Annotated in this window: 13 protein-coding genes; 8 read left to right on the top strand and 5 right to left on the bottom strand. The window is 43.6% G+C overall.

Features of this window, described 5'->3' with window-relative positions:
- The first annotated feature begins 20 nt into the window (after nucleotides 1–20).
- From ACT3ID_RS16675 to ACT3ID_RS16665, 3 genes are read left to right on the top strand one after another with little or no spacing between them, the layout of a single operon-like run.
- Nucleotides 21–1,496 (top strand): monovalent cation/H+ antiporter subunit D family protein, encoded by a 1,476-nt coding sequence (locus ACT3ID_RS16675; RefSeq protein ID WP_491543195.1) that lies wholly within the window; start codon nucleotides 21–23, stop codon nucleotides 1,494–1,496.
- Nucleotides 1,497–1,507: 11 nt separating this feature from the next.
- Nucleotides 1,508–1,723, top strand: coding sequence for a hypothetical protein (locus ACT3ID_RS16670; protein WP_491543194.1), 216 nt, complete (start codon nucleotides 1,508–1,510; stop codon nucleotides 1,721–1,723).
- Nucleotides 1,713–3,437, top strand: coding sequence for a Na(+)/H(+) antiporter subunit D (locus ACT3ID_RS16665; RefSeq protein WP_491543193.1), 1,725 nt, complete (start codon nucleotides 1,713–1,715; stop codon nucleotides 3,435–3,437). Before ACT3ID_RS16670 ends, ACT3ID_RS16665 begins: the two co-directional genes overlap by 11 nt.
- Before the next feature lie 171 nt (nucleotides 3,438–3,608).
- Here ACT3ID_RS16665 and ACT3ID_RS16660 read toward each other — a convergent pair whose 3' ends face one another.
- The 4 genes from ACT3ID_RS16660 to ACT3ID_RS16645 all read right to left on the bottom strand — a co-directional run bounded on the left by ACT3ID_RS16660 (nucleotide 3,609) and on the right by ACT3ID_RS16645 (nucleotide 10,841).
- Nucleotides 3,609–5,729 carry an amino acid permease gene (locus ACT3ID_RS16660; RefSeq protein ID WP_491543192.1) on the bottom strand — a complete coding sequence of 707 codons (2,121 nt, stop codon included), beginning with the start codon at nucleotides 5,727–5,729 and terminating at the stop codon, nucleotides 3,609–3,611.
- 93 nt (nucleotides 5,730–5,822) lie between these two features.
- Nucleotides 5,823–7,940 carry an amino acid permease gene (locus ACT3ID_RS16655; protein WP_491543191.1) on the bottom strand — a complete coding sequence of 706 codons (2,118 nt, stop codon included), beginning with the start codon at nucleotides 7,938–7,940 and terminating at the stop codon, nucleotides 5,823–5,825.
- Between the two features lie 309 nt (nucleotides 7,941–8,249).
- On the bottom strand, nucleotides 8,250–10,412 hold the full coding sequence (locus tag ACT3ID_RS16650) for a cation:proton antiporter domain-containing protein (RefSeq protein ID WP_491543190.1): 2,163 nt from the start codon (nucleotides 10,410–10,412) through the stop codon (nucleotides 8,250–8,252).
- Nucleotides 10,413–10,592: 180 nt separating this feature from the next.
- Nucleotides 10,593–10,841: a hypothetical protein gene (locus tag ACT3ID_RS16645; RefSeq protein WP_491543189.1), complete on the bottom strand. Its 249-nt coding sequence runs from the start codon at nucleotides 10,839–10,841 to the stop codon at nucleotides 10,593–10,595.
- Between the two features lie 221 nt (nucleotides 10,842–11,062).
- Between ACT3ID_RS16645 and ACT3ID_RS16640 the strand changes: the two genes are divergently transcribed.
- The 4 genes from ACT3ID_RS16640 (at nucleotide 11,063) to ACT3ID_RS16625 (ending at nucleotide 19,461) form a co-directional block, all read left to right on the top strand.
- Nucleotides 11,063–12,904, top strand: coding sequence for a cation:proton antiporter (locus ACT3ID_RS16640; RefSeq protein ID WP_491543188.1), 1,842 nt, complete (start codon nucleotides 11,063–11,065; stop codon nucleotides 12,902–12,904).
- 15 nt (nucleotides 12,905–12,919) lie between these two features.
- Complete coding sequence (locus tag ACT3ID_RS16635; protein WP_491543187.1) at nucleotides 12,920–16,696, top strand: hydantoinase B/oxoprolinase family protein; 3,777 nt, start codon at nucleotides 12,920–12,922, stop codon at nucleotides 16,694–16,696.
- A gap of 312 nt (nucleotides 16,697–17,008) precedes the next feature.
- Complete coding sequence (locus ACT3ID_RS16630; protein WP_491543186.1) at nucleotides 17,009–18,310, top strand: Nramp family divalent metal transporter; 1,302 nt, start codon at nucleotides 17,009–17,011, stop codon at nucleotides 18,308–18,310.
- Between the two features lie 80 nt (nucleotides 18,311–18,390).
- Nucleotides 18,391–19,461 (top strand): S1 family peptidase, encoded by a 1,071-nt coding sequence (locus ACT3ID_RS16625; protein WP_491543185.1) that lies wholly within the window; start codon nucleotides 18,391–18,393, stop codon nucleotides 19,459–19,461.
- A 672-nt stretch (nucleotides 19,462–20,133) separates the two neighbouring features.
- Here ACT3ID_RS16625 and ACT3ID_RS16620 read toward each other — a convergent pair.
- A complete protein-coding gene (locus ACT3ID_RS16620; protein ID WP_491543184.1) occupies nucleotides 20,134–21,528 on the bottom strand; it encodes a D-alanyl-D-alanine carboxypeptidase/D-alanyl-D-alanine-endopeptidase in 1,395 nt (464 codons plus the stop codon).
- A 114-nt stretch (nucleotides 21,529–21,642) separates the two neighbouring features.
- Here ACT3ID_RS16620 and ACT3ID_RS16615 point away from each other — a divergent pair, with 114 nt between their 5' ends.
- Nucleotides 21,643–23,301, top strand: a complete 1,659-nt coding sequence (locus tag ACT3ID_RS16615; protein WP_491543183.1) for an N-acyl-D-amino-acid deacylase family protein — start codon at nucleotides 21,643–21,645, stop codon at nucleotides 23,299–23,301.
- The last annotated feature ends 22 nt before the right edge of the window (nucleotides 23,302–23,323 follow it).

Raw genomic sequence — 23,323 nt, 5'->3', positions numbered from 1 at the left:
ACTAAGTATTCACTCAAAACATGGAGCTTACGTATATCCCTTTATTAGCAGTATTGGTATCATTGGCGGCAGTGCCGTTTATCTTGCTGAGTTCAAATAAACCAAACCTCCGCGAGTTTTGGACAATTTTGGCTGGGGCCATCAAATTTCTGCTGGTATTGGCACTCGTACCCTCCGCCCTGGAAGGCCAGGCAGTTGAAATAGTTTTACTTGAAATCGCCCCTGACCTTCCGTTGGCGCTCAAAGCAGACACTTTTGGCGTATTTTTCGCCCTTATTGCGTCTGGCCTGTGGATCTTCACTTCGTTCTATTCCATTGGATACATGCGCGGGCACGATGAGAAAAAACAAACCCGCTATTTTGCCAGTTTTGCCATCTGTTTATCCTCAACAATTGGCATTGCCTTTTCAGCAAACCTACTGACGTTCATTATCTTCTATGAAATGCTGACGCTGGCCACTTACCCGCTGGTGATCCACAGCGAAAATAAGAAAGCCATTGCGGCGGGTCGTAAATATCTTGCTTATACCCTAACTGCAGGTCTCCTGCTTATTGCCGCAGCGGGAGTCACCTACTCTCTTACAGGAACCCTGGAATTCCAGCCCGGCGGTATTTTTGGTGACGTGGATCTGAATAAAACGATGGCCGTTTCCATTTTTCTGCTGTTTCTGGGCGGTGTCGGCGTAAAAGCGGGTATCATGCCTCTGCACAGCTGGTTGCCCTCGGCAATGGCAGCCCCCACACCAGTCAGCGCCCTGCTGCACGCAGTGGCTGTGGTAAAATCTGGAGTATTTGGGGTAATTCGAGTTGTCGGATTTATCTTTGGTCCTGACGTAATGGCCAGCTTCGGACTCAACGAAATTTTAATGATACTGGCCGGTTTCACTATCATTGTAGCTTCGCTGCTGGCGTTTGCTCAGGATAATTTAAAACGCCGGCTGGCATACTCCACCGTGGGGCATCTGTCTTACATTGTACTGGGGGCAGCCTTATTGACAGAAACGGGACTCATCGGAAGCATTATGCATATTTCGACCCATGCCACCATGAAAATCACCCTGTTTTTCTGTGCCGGTGCCATCATGGTGAATCTTCATAAAAAGAATATCAGTAACTTGAATGGAATCGCCAGTGTTATGCCGTGGACAATGGCTGCTTTTACTATAGGTTCGATGGGGTTGGCAGGTATTCCTCCCATTAATGGTTTTGTTAGCAAATGGTATTTGGCCTCCGGAGTACTCGATGGCGACATGTTAATCCCTCTTTTTGTTTTAATCATAAGCGGCTTGCTGAATGTTGGATACTTTTTCCCCATCATTCATCGGGCCTATTTTAAGCAAGGCGGTCCGGAACTTGAAGGCCAAACCGAGGCATCACCCTTTATGGTTGTTCCTCTAATGGGTACAGCTGTTTTATCTGTCTTATTCGGGATATATCCCAACCTGATTTTTAACTTTTTTGATTTAGCAACTGAAATAGCTTCAACCATTTTTTAATAATTGTACCTATGAAGAAGTGGCACTGGATAGCGCTAGGCATCATTTTTATAATCAGTCTGGTTCTGGAATTTACATTATTGTCAGATTATGACTCCCACTGGTGGAATAAAATCCCTGCATTCTATGCTATCTGGGGATTCGCCGGATGCGTAGCTATCATCTACATTTCAAAATGGTTAGGTAAACTTTTCATTTTAAGCGACGAAGACTACTATGATCGTTGATCTTCTATCTGTACCTGCAATTATTTTAATCCTGGGCGCCTTTTTACTTCCGCTGTTACCGGAACGTATACGTAGCTCTTCTTTTATCGTATTTCCATTAGTTGCACTCGTTGTACTCTGGAGTCTGCCTGAAGGGAGTTTGTTGCATATACCCTTTGCCAGTTATGAACTGCACCTGCTTTCTGTTGATGGACTGAGCAGAATTTTCGGAATTATTTTTTCAATTGTCACAGTAATGGGCGGTATTTATGCTTACCATATTAATGATTTAGGCCAGCAGACTTCAGCTCTTGCCTATGCCGGGGGTGCACTTGGCGTTACTTTTGCAGGTGACTTTTTCACGCTTTTCTTCTTTTGGGAAATTATGGCCGCCGCATCAACCTGGTTAATATGGGCAAGAAAAACCGAAGCTTCTGACAAAGCAGGGATGCGCTATGTGCTGGTTCATATTTTTGGTGGCGGTCTTTTAATGTCCGGCATACTCTTACATCTGAATAACGGCGGATCATTCCTCATTGAAAATCTGGAACAAACCTACAGTTTTGCAAACATTTTTATGCTGCTTGGTGTAGGTCTTAACTCTGCGATCCCTCCCTTGCATGCATGGCTGGCTGATGCCTACCCCCGTGCGACTATTACCGGGGCCGTATTCATGTGCGCCCTTACTACCAAATCAGCTGTTTATGTGATGATTCGCCTCTTCCCCGGTTGGGAAATCTTGATTTGGGTAGGTGTCATAATGGCCATTTACGGAACTATTTATGCCTTGCTGGCAAATGATATTCGCGAAATTTTAGCATACAGCATTATCAGTCAGATTGGGTATATGATAACCGTTATTGGTATCGGGACGGATCTTGCCTTAAATGGAGCAACCGCCCATGCTTTTAATCATATTATTTACAAATCGTTGCTGTTTATGGCGGCCGGTGCAGTTATATATGCTACCGGTACCAGTAAGTTAAACGAGCTGGGTATGAATGCTAAAAAGATGCCGCTAATTATAGGTTTTTATATGGTCGGAGCGTTATCTATCTCCGGTATGCCTTTTCTTAATGGCTTTATCAGTAAAACGATGATTACTGAGGCTTTAAATGAAGCACATCTTGAATGGCCAATTTTATTGCTTCTTGTAGCCACCATCGGAACCTTTCTACACACCGGACTAAAACTGCCATATTTTACCTGGTTCAGTGATAAGAAAAAAGAATTTGATTTCTCAGCCATCCCCATAAATATGAAAATTGCAATGGGAATGGGTGCCTTTTTCTGCATAATTTTTGGACTATATCCACAACTGCTTTACGATAAGCTCCCTTACGCTATAGAGTTCGAGCCTTATTCGGTTTATAGTTTAGTCGAAATGGCACAAATTTTGGTATTAGCCTTTGTTGGATTCTGGTTACTGAAAAATAGTCTCAATCTTTCTCCAACAATATCGCTTGATACCGACTGGTTCTACCGGCGTCCTGCCGATGCTGTACGCTACGCATTTGTCCAACTTCCGGACCGGATGTTCGCCTTTGTGGAACAAGTATCACTAAAAATTACGGATAAGTTAGCCTATTTGTCTCACAATCCTCTAAAGGTATTACATCCAACAGTTGTATCAGAAAATCCCATCAAATCAGATGATTTTACAGCTCCTATAGGCTCTACACTGGCATTTATCCTTTTTGGATTTATTGCAGCCAGTATTCTCCTATTCTTCTGATTTTATCTGGGTGGTTAGATACCGTAAAGCATGGGGACGTGAACTACCTCATCTCTGTTATTATCTTAACTATAAGACTTGCTGAGGGCATCAGCCTACTGTATATAATACAGCAGATAATTAATGTGATAGACTTGGGAAACAACCTGAATCAGATCCATAACTAAAGATTTACGTCTCTTTCCACTCCTTGACAGCTTTAATGTCCTCCACTTCGCCAATAATAGATATTTCATCATTTTCCTTGAGCTCCGTATTGCCGTGCGGTATTTTTATATCTCCGTTGCGTTTCAAAATAGTTATTAAGCTTTCGCCTGGCAGATCCACTTCCTTAATTTTTTTACCTATTAGATTTTGAGTACTATTTTGTTTAGTAAGCTTTATATTTATAAATCTCTCATCTCTAAGTAGGATTTCCCTTAACTCTGATTCATTTTCTGCATTACTCCATCGCTCCATGAAATGTCGGCTGTCTATCATTTCTGCAAGGTGAGCAATTATCCGCAAATGCTGGCTGGCATGTTTAGAAGAGCTTACCAGAAAAATAACTGCAGCCAAATGTTCTCGTTCTCCGGTCTCTTCTTCATCCAGAACTTCAAACTCTTCTGTAGATACAGAGATGCTTTTGGGTATTCTGACCAAGACCATCTGGGGCTGAAAATCTCTGTCGATACGAATATGATTAATAACCGTTCTGTTGCCAAGTGGAATCGTTCCCAGATCATGTGCTTCACAAAAGCGTTTCACCAGCTCATCCTTATCAAATTCCAGCCGATCGGCAAAAATATCAGATGCATGCTTTATAATTGTCTTATAGCTTAACCTATCTGTTGTCTCATCAATGACAGCTGCCTGGGCTACTACTTGTTCATATGGATCTTCATCGCGCAGTCCCTTTTCTCGGAGAATTCCGCGCATCTCTCGTTCCAGACCGTGATCTTTCCGTTTCCCAAGCCGCGCATGCACATGAAATATAGCCCCCTCTCTTTCAATCTTACCATAAGCATAATAGTAAAACCAACCTATACTGAATAAGCTAACCACCAATGTAAACAGGATCGAAAGTAGCCCCATCTCTAAAATAAGGACCCCGGAAAGTATCATCCCCAAAATTTGGATCCATGGATAAAAAGGAGAATGAAAACCGGGATCATATTCTTCTATTTTGCTTTCACGCATTACTATGACAGCCAAGTTCAGCAATGCAAACAACAATAACTGAAATGCACTGGCTAACTTGGCAACTTCAGCCACATTAAAAGCCACCAGGAAAAATATCATTAGCAATACTGTAGCGATAATAGCAATAACCGGCGTTCCCATCTTACCGATCCTTGAAAATCGTTCATCGATCAGCTTGTCACGTGCCATTGCCAAAGGATATCTGGAAGCTGACATAATACCCGCATTACCTGTGGATGCAAAAGCGGCTACAGCAGCTATCACAACGAGTAAAACTCCTAAATCACCCGGCAACCAGTTCATAAAGACCTCACCTGCAGTTGCTACAGGGGTAAGATCTTCGTGAAATTCTGCAGGATCCAATACTGAAACCATTATAAAAACACCTGCTACATAGACAAAAATAGCTGACATGATAGCTAAGAACATTCCCCACGGAATATTCTTATCAGGATTTCGTACCTCCTCGGCTACACTTGCTACTTTTGTTAACCCTGCATAAGAGACAAAAACCATACCCACAGTTGCCCAAAAACCCGTGGCCCCATTTATAAACAGAGGCGTAAATTGGTTTCGGGTTACCTCAAAGAAATCAACTGAAATTACTGAAAACAGTCCCTGGACGATATAAAAAATCATAATGCTTATAAGTGCCGCAACTAATACTTTTTGCAGTGCTGTAGTCTCTTTGGCACCTACTACATTTAAAATTCCAAAAACAAAGGTCAATATAACAGCAACCGGCACAATAGGTACTTCGATGAAAATGGAGATATAAGCTCCCATCCCTATCAATGCAAAAGCACTCTTTAGCACCAAAGCAAGCCAAGATCCGTATCCCCCGATAGTTCCGATCACAGGGCCCAAACTGCGGTCAATAATATAATAAGTGCCACCGGCTTTGGGCATAGCCGTGGCTAGCTCAGCCACACTAAACATGGTGGGTAAAACAAGCAGTCCTGAGACTAAATAGGCAATAAATACTGAAGGGCCTGTTTCAGCGGCAGCAATGCCCGGCAGAAGAAAAAAGCCGGAACTAAACATTGCCCCTGTTGCTATGGCGTAGACATCCCATAACCCAAGTTGTTTTTCTAGTTTTTCGTGCTTCATATCAAATAATTTGCGTTTCTAAAATGATCTATAAAAACTGATAATAATTTTAAATATCCAACAAATAGAGGTATTCCTTTAAATATTTACATCCTAGTTTACTAATTGTTTTATCTTATCAATATCTTGAGGTTCTCCGATAATGGAGAGTTGATCTCCTTCCTGAATAATACTATCTCCGTGAGGAATCTTAACTTTGCCACTTTGTTTTATAATAGTCACCAAACTTCCACCTGGCAATTCAATCTCCCGGATTTCCTTACCAATCATATCTTTTGTTTTACCATCATTCCGTATCGAAATATTTATAAAGCGTTCATTTCGCAGTAGTACTTCTCGTAGTTCTGCTTCATCTTTTGCTTCGATCCAACGATCTAAAAAATCTTCCTGATCGATCTTTTCTGCGGTATGAGCTAAAAATCGAAGATGTTGTGTTGAATCCTTTTCGGAGCTTACCAGAAAGAAAATAGCATAAAGTTTTTCTACATCCAGATTCTGATTCCTTACTAAGCGCTTATAATTTTCATCCTTTATAGTTAATCCATCTTTAATGCGTACAATCAACAATTCAGGCTCTGTGTCCATTGGAAGCCTTGTATGATTTAATGCCGCCCCCTCTCCGAGAGGAATGGCACCAAAATTCGTTACAGTATCAAATGCTTGATGCAGGATTCTTTCACTAACCTCCGTTTTTGAAGCCAGCTTAGCACAAGCCTGGTCTACAATATCCTGATAAGTAATATCAGAGTCCATGAACTCACACACGGTAGCACGACTTACCACCAGTTCATAGGGATCTTCATCACGCAAACCTTTTTCTTGCATGATATGACGCATCTCATTCTCAAGTCCATAATCTTTAAACCGCCCTAGTCGCTCGTGAACGTGATAAATTGCTCCTTGTCGATCTACTTTTGCATATGCATAATAATAGTACCAACCTATAGACAGGATTATTATAGCAACCGTAAAAAGAATGGAGAGAATACCCATTTCAAAAATCAGTAATCCTGAGGCAAGCATCCCGATCATTTGCATCCAGGGATAAAACGATGACTGATATCCGGGATCATATTCTTCAATTTTACTCTCTCGCATTACAATTACAGCTAAATTCAATAACCCGAATAAGAGCAACTTAAAAGCGCTGGCCAGTTTAGCCACTTCTTTTACATTAAACACCAGCAGTAGAAAAATCATCATTGCGGTGGTAGTAAGAATTGAGGTCACGGGTGTACCGTATTTCCCAAGTTGCGTAAAGCGGGGATGTATTAACTTATCCCTCGCCATTGCCAAAGGAAACCTGGAAGCCGACATAATTCCGGCATTACCTGTAGAAGCAAAAGCAGCGATAGCTGCAATCACTACCAGCAATAATCCTATATCTCCAGGCAACCAGGTAAGAAAAACCTCTCCTGCCGTAGCAACCGGTGTCAGATCTTCCATAAACGCCACCGGATCAAGAACAGCTGTCATGAGATATACTCCGGCAACATAAACAACGATTGCTACCAGAATCGACAGAAACATTCCACGTGGGATGTTGTGATCGGGATCTTCTACCTCCTCAGCTACGCTTACTACCTTAGTGAGACCTGCATAGGAAACAAAGACCATTCCTACTGTAGCGAAAAATCCCTGTATTCCCTCTTTAAAAAAAGGTGTGAATTGTTTTCGGTGTACATCTAAGACATCAAGGGAAAATAAATACGAAAAACCCTGAACCAAATAAAAAGACATTACTGCTAGCAAAGTAATAACAAGAAAGTTTTGGAGCTTACTTGTTTCCTTGGCTCCTACTATGTTCAATCCCCCAAATGCTATTGTCAGAACTATAGCAACAGGTGTGATGGGTACATCAAAGAATATGGAGATATATGCTCCCATCCCGATCAGTGCAAATGCACTTTTAAATACTAAGGACAACCACGACCCAAATCCTCCGATACTTCCCATCAATGGACCAAGTGTTCGGTCAATAATAAAATAAGTGCCTCCGGCCCGAGGAAATGCTGTCCCTAATTCCGCTTTACTCAACATGGTAGGCACTACCAGTAAACCAGATACCAAATAAGCTAAAAACACAGAAGGTCCTGTCTCACTAGCTGCCAAGCCTGGTAGCAAGAAAAGTCCCGAACTGAACATTGCCCCCGTTGCAATGGCAAAGACGTCGAATGCCCCCAGTTGTTTTTTTAGTTTTTCGAACTTCATGAAGATTAGATTTAATCTGGTTGTATAGGTTAAATAAACATGACACGCTATAAAAAAACAGGTAGGATATTATTTACAAGCAGAAATCAGAAATGCTGTAGGATATACTGATTTTGTACGAAATAAAATCAAATACATCCGCTTTGCTCCAGATATGTACTTCTCTGATTTCATTTATAATTGAATTTTGTCAGATGCTAAAGTAACGAAAATTCTCCTTCACTACATCATGAACACTTTTTCCAGGGGTTACAAAGATACAGTCTTTATCGTTTTTGCAAAGATTTTTTTCTTCTTTTTCACACTTGGCTATGTATTTAACACTAGTACAGGGCATGCTGCTTTTTTAATGATTGTTTCAACCCGAGGTCCCAAATAAAGCCGGTGCGTGCCGGGACGTATGTTCGTCCCCAAAATGATCAAATCAATTTCATTTTCATTGGCAAAACTACAAATGGCTTCTTCGGGTGTTTCCCCCTTTTTGACTACTGTATTGGTCGGCACATTCATTGCTTCGCCGAGTTCTTTCATTTCATCAACAATATCACGACCAATTTCCATCATGTTTTCCAGCTTATCTTTTCGTATATGCCAAGGCGAGTCTTTATGTTCATCAAACACTACATTCATTACCGAAACTTCGCGAGTGGAGTCAGATTTGGCCAAAAAGAATCCCATATCCGCTGCATTTTTCGATGCTTCGGTTCCATTAGTCGGCACAAGTATCCGGCTGGGATTCCACTGCTGCCGCATACTTTCTGCCTGGACAATTAATGTGGGGCATGGAGCAACACGTGTTAGGTAGTCAATAAGGGGACTGAATAAATGCGAGTCATACCGTCCCTTTTCTGTCGCTCCCAAGACCAGTAAATCATAATCTTTTTTTGCCTCATCAAGAATAGCATCCCCCACATTTTTACTTTGTACAACTTTCTTTACAATCTCTTCCTGATCAAAAAGTTCTGCTATCTTATCCAGATAATCTTCGCATACTTCTTTTTTATCTTCATCCTGAACAACACTTAGAAGAGTCACCGATAACGCACCTGTCTGGCCCAATAGTTTTAGAAGCTCCGATTCCACTGATTGCACTGCCTGCCCGTTGATTTCACCTTCACGCCGTCGCACGGGCAACAACACTCGATGAATACCAGCGACCAAACTTTCTGCTTCAAGCTCCTCCTTTTTTAGACGATCTTTTTCTTCTTCTCCCATCTCTACACGTGCTAATACCCATCGCAATGCTGTCGGAGCCATCAGTGATGTGGCGATCGCCATTACTACAATAATGGAAAACATATCCTGCGCTAGAATCCCAAGATTCAAACCAATCGTAGCGATAATAATTTCCATAGCACCGCGAGCATTTAAGCCGGCTCCGAAACTAAGTGACGTCCAGTGGTCTTTTCCGCCGATGACACGGGCACCAAAATACGTTCCGGTTACTTTCCCGATGGAAGCAACGGCAATCACAATAAGCGTTATAACGATCAGCGTCGGGTCAAGAAGATTCAGGATATTCACTTTCAACCCCGCAACGGCAAAAAATATGGGTGCAAAGATTCCCAGTGCTATGCTTTCCAGTTTATGAATGACATCTTCGGGCAATCGCGGCATCATCCCAAAAAGAATGCCCATCACAAAAGCTCCTAACACTGCCTCAAGATGGAGTGCCTGAGTTATCGCTCCCCATGCAAACGTTAATACAATGACGAGCGTCAATAATCGATCCGTGCTGTAAACTTCATCCTGAACATAAGCCAACAACTTACGCACCAGCCAGCGACCTACAGTAAAACTAAGAATCATGAAAGCAATAATGCTCCCGACAATCTGCAAAACACTGCCAATTGTTACCGATTCTCCACTGGCCAAACCGGCTACAATCGAAAGCAAAATCCATCCGGTAGTATCGTCACTCATTCCGGCTGCCAGGATCGTCTGACCGATATCGCGCCGCATCAAATTCAGATCCATTAGTACTTTGGCTATCACTGGAATGGCCGAAATAGCCATTGCTGTAGCAACAAACAGAGAAAAGACAAGCCGTTCTTCTGTGTCGGCCAGCAAAAAATCGGGCAGGTACTGGCCGAGCAAGAATCCTGAAGCAAAAGTAACCGAGATACCCCCGAACGAAACGCCCATAGCCGTTCGTGCATGACGTTTTATCAACTTTATATCTGTTTCAAGTCCTGTAATAAGCAGCAAAAACATAGCCCCTATCAGACTCACTACTTCCAACAGATATCCCTGAGTGGCTGTCTGTGGAACGATCCATTCTCCAAAACCGGGAAAAAGAGTGGCCAGAACAGAGGGGCCCAGAATAATTCCGGCCATAATCTCTCCCACAACAGATGGCTGTCCCAGCCGCTGGGCTACTTCTCCCAGTGCCCGGGCAGAGAAAAGCAATACTGCAACTTGTAATACCAGTAATAAAATGTCGTGATGTGGCGCTGCCGAAAATATATCCATAGTAATAACTTTGGTATGTCAATATTGAGCCGTTAGAATAAGAGTTTTAATGTTAAGTTTCTATCCAGACTCGCAGTGAAGTGACTACCAAATACATCACCGTATAGCAAAATTTAATCTTCGTTAGTTTAGCTATTTAGAATGGTCAAAACAGCTTTTGATAGTACAGACTGTCACCCTTCATGATTGATCTGTCTTTTTCTCACTATCTTCTTCATAAGAAAATAGGCCATCATTTCCCATCCTGGTAATCATTCGAATGACATAAGCAATAAGCACAAGCCCTATTAATCCCTGGATTTTTACGCTAAGTATAGGATGCAGATTAAAAAACATAATTATGGCATATTCAACTGCTGCTGCTGCAAGGAGTATACCCAGTAACCAAATAATCTCAGATATAAATTTACTCTTCAGTTGGTTTTTCATATAAGGAGTTATATCTGCTTAATCTTAAGCTAAGATCCAGTTAACTTAATCTGTTAATAGATCAAGATATAAATAAAACCAAACTGTTATAAATATTATTGAGTTGAGATTTCAACTCCATTTTTAAAATCTCAAAAAACTTTGTTTATCAAAGCACATTTCATGATTTTCTTCCATTCAAGAACTAACGGAATGGATCGAATAGTATTTAACAATACAACATGAGCGGAAGTTTATTAATAGGGATCACAAGTATCCTCATTTTTGGCATCGGGGCCCAGTGGGTAGCCTGGCGCTTTAAACTACCTGCTATTTTGCTCCTCTTAATCTCGGGTATAATGGTTGGCCCTGTCTTTGGTTTGCTGGATCCCGACCAGTTGATGGGCGATCTGTTGGCGCCTTTTATCTCGGTTTCGGTTGCTATTATTCTTTTTGAAGGTGGATTAAGTCTTCGCTTTGCAGAGTTAAAAGATGTGGGGAGCGTCATTGGAAATCTGGTAAGCATCGGTGTACTGGTAACGTGGGGTATCACATCACTTTCGGCCTACTTTCTTCTACCTTTTGATTGGGAGCTTGCCATTCTTTTAGGTGCTATTCTTGTCGTTACAGGTCCGACAGTTGTTATTCCTCTTCTGCGGCAAGTGCGTCCATCGGGACAAGTGGGCTCCATTTTAAAATGGGAAGGTATCGTTATTGATCCAATAGGCGCCATGCTATCTGTTCTTGTATTTGAAGTTATCCTGAGTACAAGCATCTCTGCAGCTACTAGTGTGGCAGTTATGAGCATTGTTAAAACTATTTTCTTTGGTACACTAGTCGGCCTTTCGGGTGCGGCCCTGATCTACTTTTTACTAAAACAGCACCTGCTACCCGACTTTCTGCAGAATCCTATAAGTCTTATGGTAGTAGTTACAGTATTTACTATTTCAAACATTCTGCAACATGAATCCGGGCTTTGGGCTACAACTCTTATGGGTATCGCTTTAGCCAACCAAAAAAAGGCCCATATACATCATATAGTAGAATTCAAAGAAAATTTACGGGTGCTTCTGCTTTCTGCACTCTTTATCTTATTGGCTGCACGTGTTGAATTAAGCAGTTTACTAGATAATTTAAATTGGGCTTTTGCTGCTTTTTTGGCCATTCTTATCATTATTGCTCGTCCGGTTGGCGTGTATGTTTCTACTTTGTTTTCCAATATTAACTGGCGCGAAAAGCTATTTCTTTGCTGGATGGCACCCCGCGGAGTCGTTGCGGCTTCAATCTCATCAATCTTTGCCATAAGTCTGGTTCAAAATGGATTTACCCATGCCGACCAGCTGGTAGCTGTCGTATTTCTGGTCATTATTGGCACTGTAACTATTTACGGATTACCTGCTTCATGGGTAGCTAATAAATTGGGAGTAGCCAAACCCGTTCCTAACGGCATACTGATTCTGGGTGCCTATGATTGGTCTTTGAAAATTGCGGAAACAATAAGCAATGAAGGATTTAAAGTTCTGGTAGCCGACTCAAACCGGCAAAATATAACAAATGCCCAAAAACTGGATATTGAAACCTATCATGGAAATATCCTCTCAGAATTTGCTTTGGAAGAGCTTGATCTGGATGGTATAGGTCATATGCTTTCTCTTACACCTAATGATGAGGTTAACTCGTTGGCAGCTCTACGATACGGTGAAATTTTCGGAAGATCTCATGTTTTCCAGCTAGCTCCGAATACACGTGGTGAAATAGAAAATAAGGAAGTTTCGAGCCATCTAAGTGGAAGAATTCTATTTCACGAGAAGCTAAACTACAAATATATTTCTACCATCATAAATTCTGTTACTGATATTCAGGTTCAGGAATTTGATGATGCTGAATCTGCTGAAAATTTCAATAAATCTATCGGAGAACAGTATATACCCCTTTTTTTAATCACATCAGATCACAAAATTAAACCTTATTCTGTACAAAACCCACCAGTCCCAACAAAAGGTGACAAAGCACTCTGTATTCCTTTAACTGACCAATTGCGGGAAAAATTAAAAACAATTAGTCAAACAGAAACAGAAGTATAACGACTATGGGATCAAATGAATAAGTCTCTCTGGAATATTTGGATCGATACCGGCGGTACTTTTACGGATTGCATTGCCCAAAATCCTCAAGGCAATGTCCGCTATTTAAAAGTACTGAGTAATAGTAGTCTGCGCGGCAGTGTCGCAGAAATTATTTCTTCACGAAAAATCCGCATTTACCAAAGCTGGAATGCTCCGAATGATTTTATAAAGGGATTTCAACTAAAGTCATTCGACAAAGATAGATCTCCTGCAAAAATCACTTCGTTTGATGCTGATGCCTCTACTGTAACTTTTGCCAGTTCTAGTCCAACAAATTTTACCGCAGGAGAGGCGTTTGAAATCACTTCGAAAAAAGAAGCACCGATTTTAGCCTGCCGCCTGGCTACCGCCACCCTTCCAGATGAAGACCTCCCTCCCATCCGGCTTCGGCTTGCAACAACCAAAGGAACAAACGCACTGCTGGAAAAAAATGGCGCTCCAACAGTGCTCTTAATTACGGAGGGATTCCGCGATTTTTTACAGATCGGTGATCAGAAACGCCCGGAACTCTTCTCCTTCAAAGTGGATAAACCAAAACCTCTTTATAACAAAGTAATCGAGATACCCGAGCGACTGGATGGCAATGGTAAAGTCCTGCAAAAATTAGATAGCAGCTCTCTTCCTGAATCATTAGCAGAGTTTATGAAAAAGGAAAATGCATCGTTTGCCATAAGCCTGATGCACAGCTATAAAAATGACGAGCATGAAAAAGAGCTCGAGCAGGGGCTTAGGAGACAAGGAGCAAGCTTTGTTTCCAACTCTTCGGATATGAGTCCGCTGATCAAGCTGTTACCCCGCGCTCAAACCACGGTTGTTAACGCATACCTGGAGCCCGTACTGCAGGAATATCTGGATTCGGTTAAAAGTACCCTTAAAAATGGCAGCATTTTTGTCATGAACAGTGCTGCCGGACTCTCCTCCTCGGATGAGTTTAAGCCCAAGGACAGCCTGCTTAGCGGACCGGCAGGCGGAGTGATCGGTGCCGCGGCCGTGGGAAGATCCGCTGATCAACAAAAAATAATTTCGCTGGATATGGGCGGCACCAGCACTGATGTAGCACGATACGACCACGGTTTCGATTACCAGTTCGAGCACTCAGTCGGCAGTGCCACAATCAAAGCCCCCGCCCTGGCCATCGAAACTGTTGCAGCTGGTGGTGGATCTATCTGCTCATTTGACGGACAAAAGCTTACTGTTGGTCCCGACAGTGCCGGGGCTGATCCTGGACCCGCCTGCTATGGCGCCGGTGGTCCGCTTACTCTTACGGATGTGAATTTACTGTTGGGAAGACTGCAGCAGGAAAACTTCAACATTCCGATTTCAATGGAGGCGGCCGAAAAGCAGTTCCGGGCTTTGCTGGATCAGCTTAAAGAAAAAGGGCGATCCCCCGATCCCAAAAAAATACTGCTGGGACTACTGCAAATTGCCAACGAACGTATGGCCGAAGCTATCAACAAAATATCGCTGCGTAAGGGTTATGATCCTTCGGAATATGCACTGGTGGCATTTGGAGGAGCGGGAGCGCAACACGCCACGGCTATTGCCTCACTGTTGGATATGAAAAAAGTTTTGATTCCCGATAAAGCAGGACTGTTAAGTGCCCGGGGCCTGGGAGATGCTTCGGTTGAGGCTTTTGTCGAGCAACAGATTCTTGAATCTCTGGAAGAGATAAAATCCAGACTGCCTTCTGTTATTGAGGATTTGGAAAATCAGGCGCGCCAAAAATTACAATCGCGACTGAATGATCCACAAGCCACAGGTAAAATCAAACACCGAATTCTTTTCCTGCGTCTTGAGGGCCAGGAATCGACGCTGGAGGTAGAATTTCGCAACCTTGATTCGGTACGAGACGATTTTAAAGCAGCGTATCAGAAACGCTATGGCCACTGGATTTCTAATCGTGAAATAGAAGTGGAATCGGTTCGAGTGATTGCAGCTGCAGGTAATACTCAATCTATTGAGGAGGATCTTCTTACCTCGAAAGGCAATCCACCTGTTGCATATAAAACAGAAGTACAATTTGCCACTCAAAATGAAACACCGGTCTATAACAGAAAAGAGTTTAAAGCTGATCACCGGCTGACAGGACCTGCTATCATTCTGGACCCTTACAGCACCACGGTTGTGGAGCCAGAGTGGAAGGCTCGGATCGGTCGAAACGGAACAATTCAACTTACACAAGAGCAAAATTCAACAACTGCTCCAAAAGCAGAGATGACTGAATCTGTGAACCTGGAACTTTTTACGAACCGCTTCACCTCTATTGCGGAGGAGATGGGTGAAATGATGCGGCGAACTGCTCTTTCGGTCAACGTAAAAGAGCGGATGGATTTCTCCTGTGCCCTGTTAAATTCCGGGGGCGAACTCATTGTCAACGCTCCGCATATTCCGGTTCACCTGGGTGCGCTGGGATTGTGTGTGCGCAGACTACAGGAGTCGATCGAAATGAATCCCGAGGATGTCGTGGCAACAAATCATCCCCATTACGGCGGATCTCATCTGCCTGATATCACAGTAGTAACTCCTGTTTATGATGATGAGAATCAGCACCTCGGATACACGGCCTGTCGTGCACATCACTCCGAAATCGGAGGTACACGTCCCGGATCTATGCCTCCCAATGCTTCTTCATTAGCCGAAGAAGGCGTTGTTATTCCGCCCACGCATCTAATAAAAGGCGGTCAGCCGCAGTGGGATCACACCAAAGCCATTCTTTCTGAAGCACCTTATCCCAGCCGGGCTGTCGAAGAGAATATTGCCGATCTGCAAGCGGCTGTGGCGGCCAATCATCAAGGTGCACAGGCGCTGCGTAATCTTGCCAGGAATGAAGGAACGGATAATATCCGCCACTATATGTCGGAAATCAAAAACCAGTCGGCAGAAAAGGCGAGAGCAATGATTCAGTCATTGCCGGAGATATCCCAAAAAAGCGAGGAGTTTCTGGATGATGATTCTCGTCTCTGTGCAGAGATAAAAAAACAAGCCAAGCAACTTACCATTGATTTTTCGGATACTGATAAAGTACATCCGGGCAATCTTAATGCCACACCTGCAATCGTGCAGAGTGTGGTGATGTATGTACTCAGATGCCTGATCGGCAAACCTATGCCGCTAAATGAAGGACTGCTTGAACCGGTGGATATCATATTACCGAAAGGAATGTTAAATCCTGATTTTAGCGCTAACCCAAAAGAGTGTCCGGCCGTAGTGGGCGGAAACACGGAAACGAGTCAACGGCTTGTAGACTTGCTGTTGAAACCGTTCGAACGAGTCGCCTGCAGCCAGGGAACGATGAACAACGTTATTTTTGGCAACGAATCTTTCGGCTATTATGAGACGATCGGCGGCGGTACGGGCGCGGGACCGGATTTTGACGGGTCTGATGCTGTCCATCATCATATGACGAATACGGCCGGGACTGATCCGGAGATACTGGAGCACCGCTACCCGGTGATTCTTAATCGATATGAAATCAGAAAAAAATCGGGAGGCAAGGGTAAGCACTGCGGAGGCAACGGCATTACACGAGAACTAACATTCACAGAACCAGTAAGTCTTTCGGTGCTAACACAGCACAGAAATCGGAAGCCATACGGGTTAAAAGGTGGTCAACCGGGCAAAACAGGTGAACAGGTTATCATCCGGAAAAGTGGAGAACGGAACGTGCAGGATGCCATAGATGGCGCCGATTTAGATGTTGGGGATAAATTTATCATTCATACACCCGGCGGTGGTGGGTTTGGGAAGTAGGAGTGCTGAATGATGAATTATGAATGTTGAATATTCCGGTATCGGAAAAGCCCCTTGTACCGTTCATTTTTTTTCAGCAAAAAACGAACCAAAAAACTGCCGGGGGAATCGTAGATTTTGTTCTTTCTGCAAACAGGAAATCGGGGATAGCTTTTCCACATTAGTCCATATTGAATAACTTCTTTCCCGCGATTAGCCCCCGAACCCCCTGTTGCAAAACCAACTTACTCGTTTCAAAATAATAATTATGAATGTTGGATTTTGAATGTTTAATTATGGGCCTGTTCAACATTTTAATTCAACTGTTGGCTTTTGCGGGAACGGATCCTCAATATATTATTCTGGTCGGTGTTGTCTGCCGCCTTTATTGGTCCCGGCACCATAACTACTGCAGCTTCGGCTGGGGCCAATCATCAGTACACACTGCTTTGGGCACTGCTTTTTTCCGTAGTTGCCTGTATCGTTTTGCAGGAAGCAGCGGCACGTCTGACACTGACCTCGGGACAAAATCTCGGAGAAACGATCTTTCAGCGTTTTAAAGATTCTGCCGCCGGACGCGGCCTGGCATATCTTGTGCTCATCACTATTGTTTTGGGGTGTGCTGCCTATGAAGCCGGCAATATCCTTGGTGCTGTTGCTGGCGCAGCTCTTTTGGTTGATATCTCCACTCCTATTCTTACGCTTATCATTGGCGGTGGCTGTATCGTGCTGATGTGGTTTGCCTCCACCCGACAGATCGCCCAGCTTCTCGGGATTGTCGTTGCCGTTATGGGACTCTGTTTTTTGACGACAGCCATCCTCAAAAAACCTTCAGCAGCTGATCTTTTCACCGGCCTGGTCCTACCCTCGATGCCGGGGGGATCAGAACTGCTGGTTATCGGCCTTATCGGGACGACAATAGTGCCATATAATTTATTTTTGGGATCGGGGCTCAAGCACGCCCAAAATCTCAAAGAGATGCGTTTTAGTCTCTCTACAGCGATTATTTTAGGTGGCATTGTTTCGATGGCCGTACTCGTCGTCGGCAGTTCAGTGCAGGGAGAGTTTACATACGAAGCCCTGTCGCAAACAATGGCTGCTGAGTTGGGCGGATGGGCCGCTACATTTTTTGGGATCGGGTTGTGTGCCGCCGGCTTCAGTTCTGCCTTAACAGCACCACTGGCAGCCTCACTGACGGCTCAAAGTATCCTGGGATCTCGAAGTCCAGGACAGTGGAAATCCAGTAGCTTCCGCTTTCGGGCCGTCTGGCTAATCGTTTTGCTTACCGGCATCCTTTTTGGCGTTCTGCAAGTCCAGCCAATTCCCGCCATTATTCTGGCCCAGGCATTCAACGGTATCATCCTTCCCTTTATCGCAATCTTTCTCTGGCTGATGGTCAACAATGCCAGATTGCTTGATAAAGCAAACATAAATGCTGTTTCGGGAAATATCATCATGGGTATGGTGGTATTTATCACGCTCATACTCGGTTTGACTAATGTAGCCAAGGCGTTAACGAGGTTGTTTGCAATAGAGTTAGTAGATCAAAAATTTATTGCAGTCGGCTCAATTGCAGTCGCACTGTTAATATATTGGCCTCTGATCAAAACTATACTTATATATAGACAAAAGTAATATTCGGACATATCACCAAATAATATTCCGACTTATCACAAAGTTATAGAATTATAGGTTTTTAATTCATATCTATATCTATGGCTATATTAAGACATATCTCACTTGTACTATTCTGTACAGCAATTGCAATGGCCTGCAGCAGTTCCGAACCTGCATCAGAAAATACTGAAACCGACACCTCTACTCCCAAATCTGGAAATTCAGAATACTATACTTCGGCATTCCCACCTCAGGATGTTACCGAGGAGTTAAAAAAAGCCCAACAATCAGTAGTTCGGATTGTCTCAACAGCCTTTTATGACAATTATATCTTTGGTGAACAGTTTATTACAATAGACGACATTAGAACAAATGATCCAGAGGATATTGCTACCGATTATTTTTCTTCTAAAGAAAGTACAGCCGGTACGTCCGTAATTTTAGATCAAAATAGTAATAACTCTCTTCTCTTGACCTGTGAGCATACCGTTTCTTTTCCTGATACGGCTATCGCTTATTATGAAAATGACAATCTTCCTTCCAATCAATATGTTGAATCAGTCAGCATCAAAAGAAGACAAACCAATCTCGTTTTTCTTGGTCCCGAGCTGAAGTCATTTGAAGTTATAGCATCCGATAACCGGCTGGATGTTGCTCTTTTAAATGTTGAATTCGGGCGCGACAAGAATCTTGACCAACATAAGCTGATGATTAACCCGGGTAACAGTGATTTACTACGCCTGGGTTCTTTTTTATACATCCTGGGCTTTCCGAAAGGATATCCGATGATTACCCGGGGATTGGCCAGCTCATCCGAAAGCTGGAATGACCGTTACTTTATTACGGATGCAACTTTTAATCCGGGTATCAGCGGTGGACTTATTCTTGCAACAAAGGATAATTTTAAATCCTTCGAATGGGTGGGCATAGCAAGTTCTTCATCCGCAAGCCGCGAAAGTGTGCTTGTACCCCGGCCATTAACTGAAGACTATTCCAGAGCTGCACGTCCCTATTCGGATTCCGTTTTCGTTCAGCAACAAACGCGTATCAATTACGGGATTACACAGGCCGTACCGGTAAACAAAATCAAAGAGTTTTTGCGTGACAGCAATCAGGAGATCAACAAGCACGGTTTCTCTATTGAATCCAGTTTTCTATCCCAAAATTAAGACACAGTTAACTTGCTAAAAACTCATCGGCCTTAAATCAGACGTTCGACAAAGGTTCGTTTACCTTACCTCTCCAGATCCTTATGCTTTGACTTAAAACTTCAGTTTGAGCTATGATTAAGAATTTATGGATGTTTAACCCCTCTCCACGGATGAATCCGTGGGCTAAGAACATTTGTAAAAGCTCACTTTAAGTGAGCTTCTGGTTTTTCTTCTTAGCCTGACGATTCATCTTCAGGCTGTTGCTATTTCTGTTTGTCATCCCGAACCCGCAGGCTTTCGGGAGAGGGATCTCAAGTGTAGATACAGACTGTATTTTATTCAAAATGAGAGTCTCTGAATCGGTTGAGATTCCTCATCATTCAGAAACCCACTGAATTCTTCGGAATGACACGGAGATGTTGATAGAGTTTTTGACCTATAGCGCGGGAATTAATTCCCGCGCTAATGATAGTAAACTCTAATGAGGTTGAGAGAAATATACCCACGGATGAAACTCGTATAGGCTCATTTACAGTGATATGATTCATCTTCAGGCGTATGAACGCTAAATAACTCGTCGGATGTCGAACCAAACGCTCGAAGAGGTTTAGCTGCTTTTATAAAGTTATATCCCAATTGGCAGCTAAACTTGACTATTGATTGAAACGAGATGAATTTTCGTAACGAAATTTAAAACGTAGTATGGATATACCAAAGCACCTTTTCCATCTCCTCTTTCACTATCGAGGATGATCCAACATAATGATTATTCTGAAAGGTGAATATCAACTTTTTACCACTTTGGGTATTAACATATCCGCTTAAACTGTGATTGTTGCTCAACGTGCCTGTCTTGGCAAAAACGTAGGGGGAGCCGCCGTCACGCGCAGAATACCAGCTACTTATCGTTCCCGATTCTCCACCGGCCGGCAATAGATCAAAAAGCTCCTGATCACTAGTAAACTCATCATCAATAGCTCTGAGCAATTGAATAATCGAGCGTGGCGTAAACATATTATATCGCGACAAACCCGAACCGTCAACCCACTGCGGCTCGTCGGGCAGAATATCCAGATGGGCTGATACCATAGTATCGATCACTGCTTCGGAGTTAAGCGACATCCCCAGCTCCGAAGCCGCAACAAAAAGCAGCTGTTCAGCAATAAAATTATCGCTCGGCTGCAGCATATGTTTATAGGCGGTATCTGAAGCAATACTGTACAGCACCTGTGTAGAATCAGGCTTTTCGATATCCGGCAGATATGTCACCGACCTATCCAAGGTATCCGACAGCATTTCCGTTATCAGCTGCGGCGTATAATGATATGGCTTATCCGTCGTATAAGTAATAGTATCCGCTTCTGGCTTGTATTCAAAATGGTTGCCGTTCAGTTCACGGAATAATATAGGCTCATCCACATCTCGCTGATTTGGTTCATGAATAAATGACCGGAAGTATTCAGGAGCAACGGCAAGAGATCCACCCTCAGTGCGAGCCACCTGCTTCAGTTCTATCGACTCCATTTCGAAAGTAGCCGTATTGCCATACATTGGCAGCGGCGTTTTTTCCGTTTGGTAGTAATACTGATAGTCGCTCCATGACCAGCCAGGGCCAAGCAAGTCATCATCAAAATTTGAGTCGGAATAGTACAACTCCCTGTCACTGTCTTGTAGAAATTTATATACCGTACCATTTCCGAATTCTTCATGCAAAAAAGATGGGTCGCCCGTCCCCCAAAAGATTAGCGAGTCACCCCGCTCCACATAATCAAGTGCCCGCAATGAATCCGGTAGAAGTTTTAAACCTGTATAAAAAGTAAACAGTTTCGTGTTAGAGGCAGGTGTAAAATAGCGATCCTCGTTTTGCGCATATACCATTGAATCGGTTTCAGGATCATACAGTGCAAAACCCGTTAAATTTGCTGAAAATACCTTTGAGGTATCAAATACTGTAGCAAACGGATTTTCCGCGGCGGGCGGCTCAGCAGATTCTGGCTGTGTTGCTCGTTCTGTCGTCTGACATGCAGAAATTCCAAGAATTAAAATCACAGCAAATGCTAAAAATTCAGAAAGAATTGACTTCATCAGATGATCACAGTTTATTGCTCTTTAGCAAGATTCAGGGGGATGATTCACGCCAACAATACAGGCTATAATTCATCCCCTATCTAACAAAATTTCAAAGAAAATGGAAATGGGATGCGTGTAAAATTATTTTATGGATTTTTGATACTCATAATAGGATTTGCAGGACTCAGCTGTAGTCAGGACCAGAGCCAATATGACGTAATTATTCGCAACGGAATGGTTTATGACGGCAGCGGAGATTCCGCAAAAAACGCTGATATCGGCATTCGAAGTGATACAATTGCTGCCATCGGCAACCTTAGCTCGGCATCAGGGGATAACATTATCGACGCTGAAGGAATGGCGGTGACACCAGGATTTATAAATATGCTCAGCTGGGCCAATTACAGCTTGCTCGACGACGGCCGGTCGATGAGCGATATCAAACAGGGTGTGACGCTCGAAATTTTTGGCGAAGGTTCTTCGATGGGACCGCTGAATGATGAGATGCACGACGATCAGGAATGGAAAACACTGGGGGGCTTTCTCGAACATCTGACCAATAAAGGGGTGTCTCCCAATGTAGCCTCATTTGTAGGTGCCACGACCATCCGCCAATACGTACTTGGCAATGAAAATCGCGCTCCCACTGAAGATGAGCTGGAAGAGATGCAGCAGCTGGTCCGTGACGCGATGGAAGAAGGCGCTCTGGGCGTTGGTTCATCACTCATTTACGCGCCGGCCTGGTTTGCGGATACGGATGAGCTCATCGCCCTGTCTAAGGCAGCAGCCGAATACGACGGGATGTATATTTCACATATCCGTAGCGAGGGCGATGATCTGCTGGAAGCCACTGACGAGTTATTCACGATTGCTACCGAAGCCGACATCGATGCGCAGATTTATCACCTGAAAGCAGCCGGGGAACAGAACTGGGATAAATTGGACATCGTCCTCAACAAAATCGATTCGCTTCGGGCACTCGACCATGATGTAGCAGCCAATATGTATACCTATCCTGCTGCTTCAACGGGACTCGATGCCACTACCCCTCCCTGGGCTCAGGAAGGTTCTACAGAAGATTTTATTGATCGGCTCCAGAATCCGGAAATCCGAAAAAAAGTGGAAAACGAAATGGCCAGCGCCGAAACGGACTGGGAAAACTATTACCAGCTGGCCGGATCACCGGAAAATATTTTACTGCTTGAATTTGATGTGGATTCGCTCAAACATTTTAACGGAATGAATCTGGCCGAAGTCAGCGAACAACGCGGTACTGATCCGATCCCAACAATCCTAGATCTGCTGATCGAAAACGGCGGCGACATAGGATCGGTTTTCTTTGTGATGTCGGAAGAAAACGTGAAAAAGAAAATTGAGCAGCCGTACATGAGTTTTGGATCTGACGCCCGCTCGGTGGCTGCCGAGGGCGAAGTACTGGAATCGAGCACGCATCCGCGTACGTACGGCACATTCGCCCGGCTATTGGGGAAATACGTTCGTGATGAAGGGATCATTCCTCTCAATGAAGCTATCTATCGCCTCACGGGATTACCCGCTACTAATTTAAAAATCGACAAACGAGGCTATCTCAAAGAGGGTTATTATGCGGATGTAGTTATATTTGATCCTGATTCGATCCAGGATAATGCCACGTATGAAGATCCGCATCAGTATTCCGAAGGTGTGCATCATGTATTTGTGAACGGACAGCAGGTTCTCGATAACGGAGAGCATACCGGGGCCATGCCGGGACAGGTAGTACGCGGGCCGGGATATGAAGAGAAATAACAATTTTTAAAATCTCAAAAAG

The organism is Fodinibius sp. GM108, from assembly GCF_058386985.1.
The sequence above is the reverse complement of the archived record's forward strand: the minus strand, read 5'-3'. Positions and strand labels throughout refer to the sequence as shown.

Bases quoted from the DNA above. Each gene is read 5' to 3' on its own strand.
- ACT3ID_RS16675 (WP_491543195.1), top strand. From the start codon at position 21: ATGGAGCTTACGTATATCCCTTTATTAGCAGTATTGGTATCATTGGCG.
- ACT3ID_RS16670 (WP_491543194.1), top strand. From the start codon at position 1,508: ATGAAGAAGTGGCACTGGATAGCGCTAGGCATCATTTTTATAATCAGT.
- ACT3ID_RS16665 (WP_491543193.1), top strand. From the start codon at position 1,713: ATGATCGTTGATCTTCTATCTGTACCTGCAATTATTTTAATCCTGGGC.
- ACT3ID_RS16660 (WP_491543192.1), bottom strand. From the start codon at position 5,729: ATGAAGCACGAAAAACTAGAAAAACAACTTGGGTTATGGGATGTCTAC.
- ACT3ID_RS16655 (WP_491543191.1), bottom strand. From the start codon at position 7,940: ATGAAGTTCGAAAAACTAAAAAAACAACTGGGGGCATTCGACGTCTTT.
- ACT3ID_RS16650 (WP_491543190.1), bottom strand. From the start codon at position 10,412: ATGGATATATTTTCGGCAGCGCCACATCACGACATTTTATTACTGGTA.
- ACT3ID_RS16645 (WP_491543189.1), bottom strand. From the start codon at position 10,841: ATGAAAAACCAACTGAAGAGTAAATTTATATCTGAGATTATTTGGTTA.
- ACT3ID_RS16640 (WP_491543188.1), top strand. From the start codon at position 11,063: ATGAGCGGAAGTTTATTAATAGGGATCACAAGTATCCTCATTTTTGGC.
- ACT3ID_RS16635 (WP_491543187.1), top strand. From the start codon at position 12,920: ATGAATAAGTCTCTCTGGAATATTTGGATCGATACCGGCGGTACTTTT.
- ACT3ID_RS16625 (WP_491543185.1), top strand. From the start codon at position 18,391: ATGGCTATATTAAGACATATCTCACTTGTACTATTCTGTACAGCAATT.
- ACT3ID_RS16620 (WP_491543184.1), bottom strand. From the start codon at position 21,528: ATGAAGTCAATTCTTTCTGAATTTTTAGCATTTGCTGTGATTTTAATT.
- ACT3ID_RS16615 (WP_491543183.1), top strand. From the start codon at position 21,643: ATGCGTGTAAAATTATTTTATGGATTTTTGATACTCATAATAGGATTT.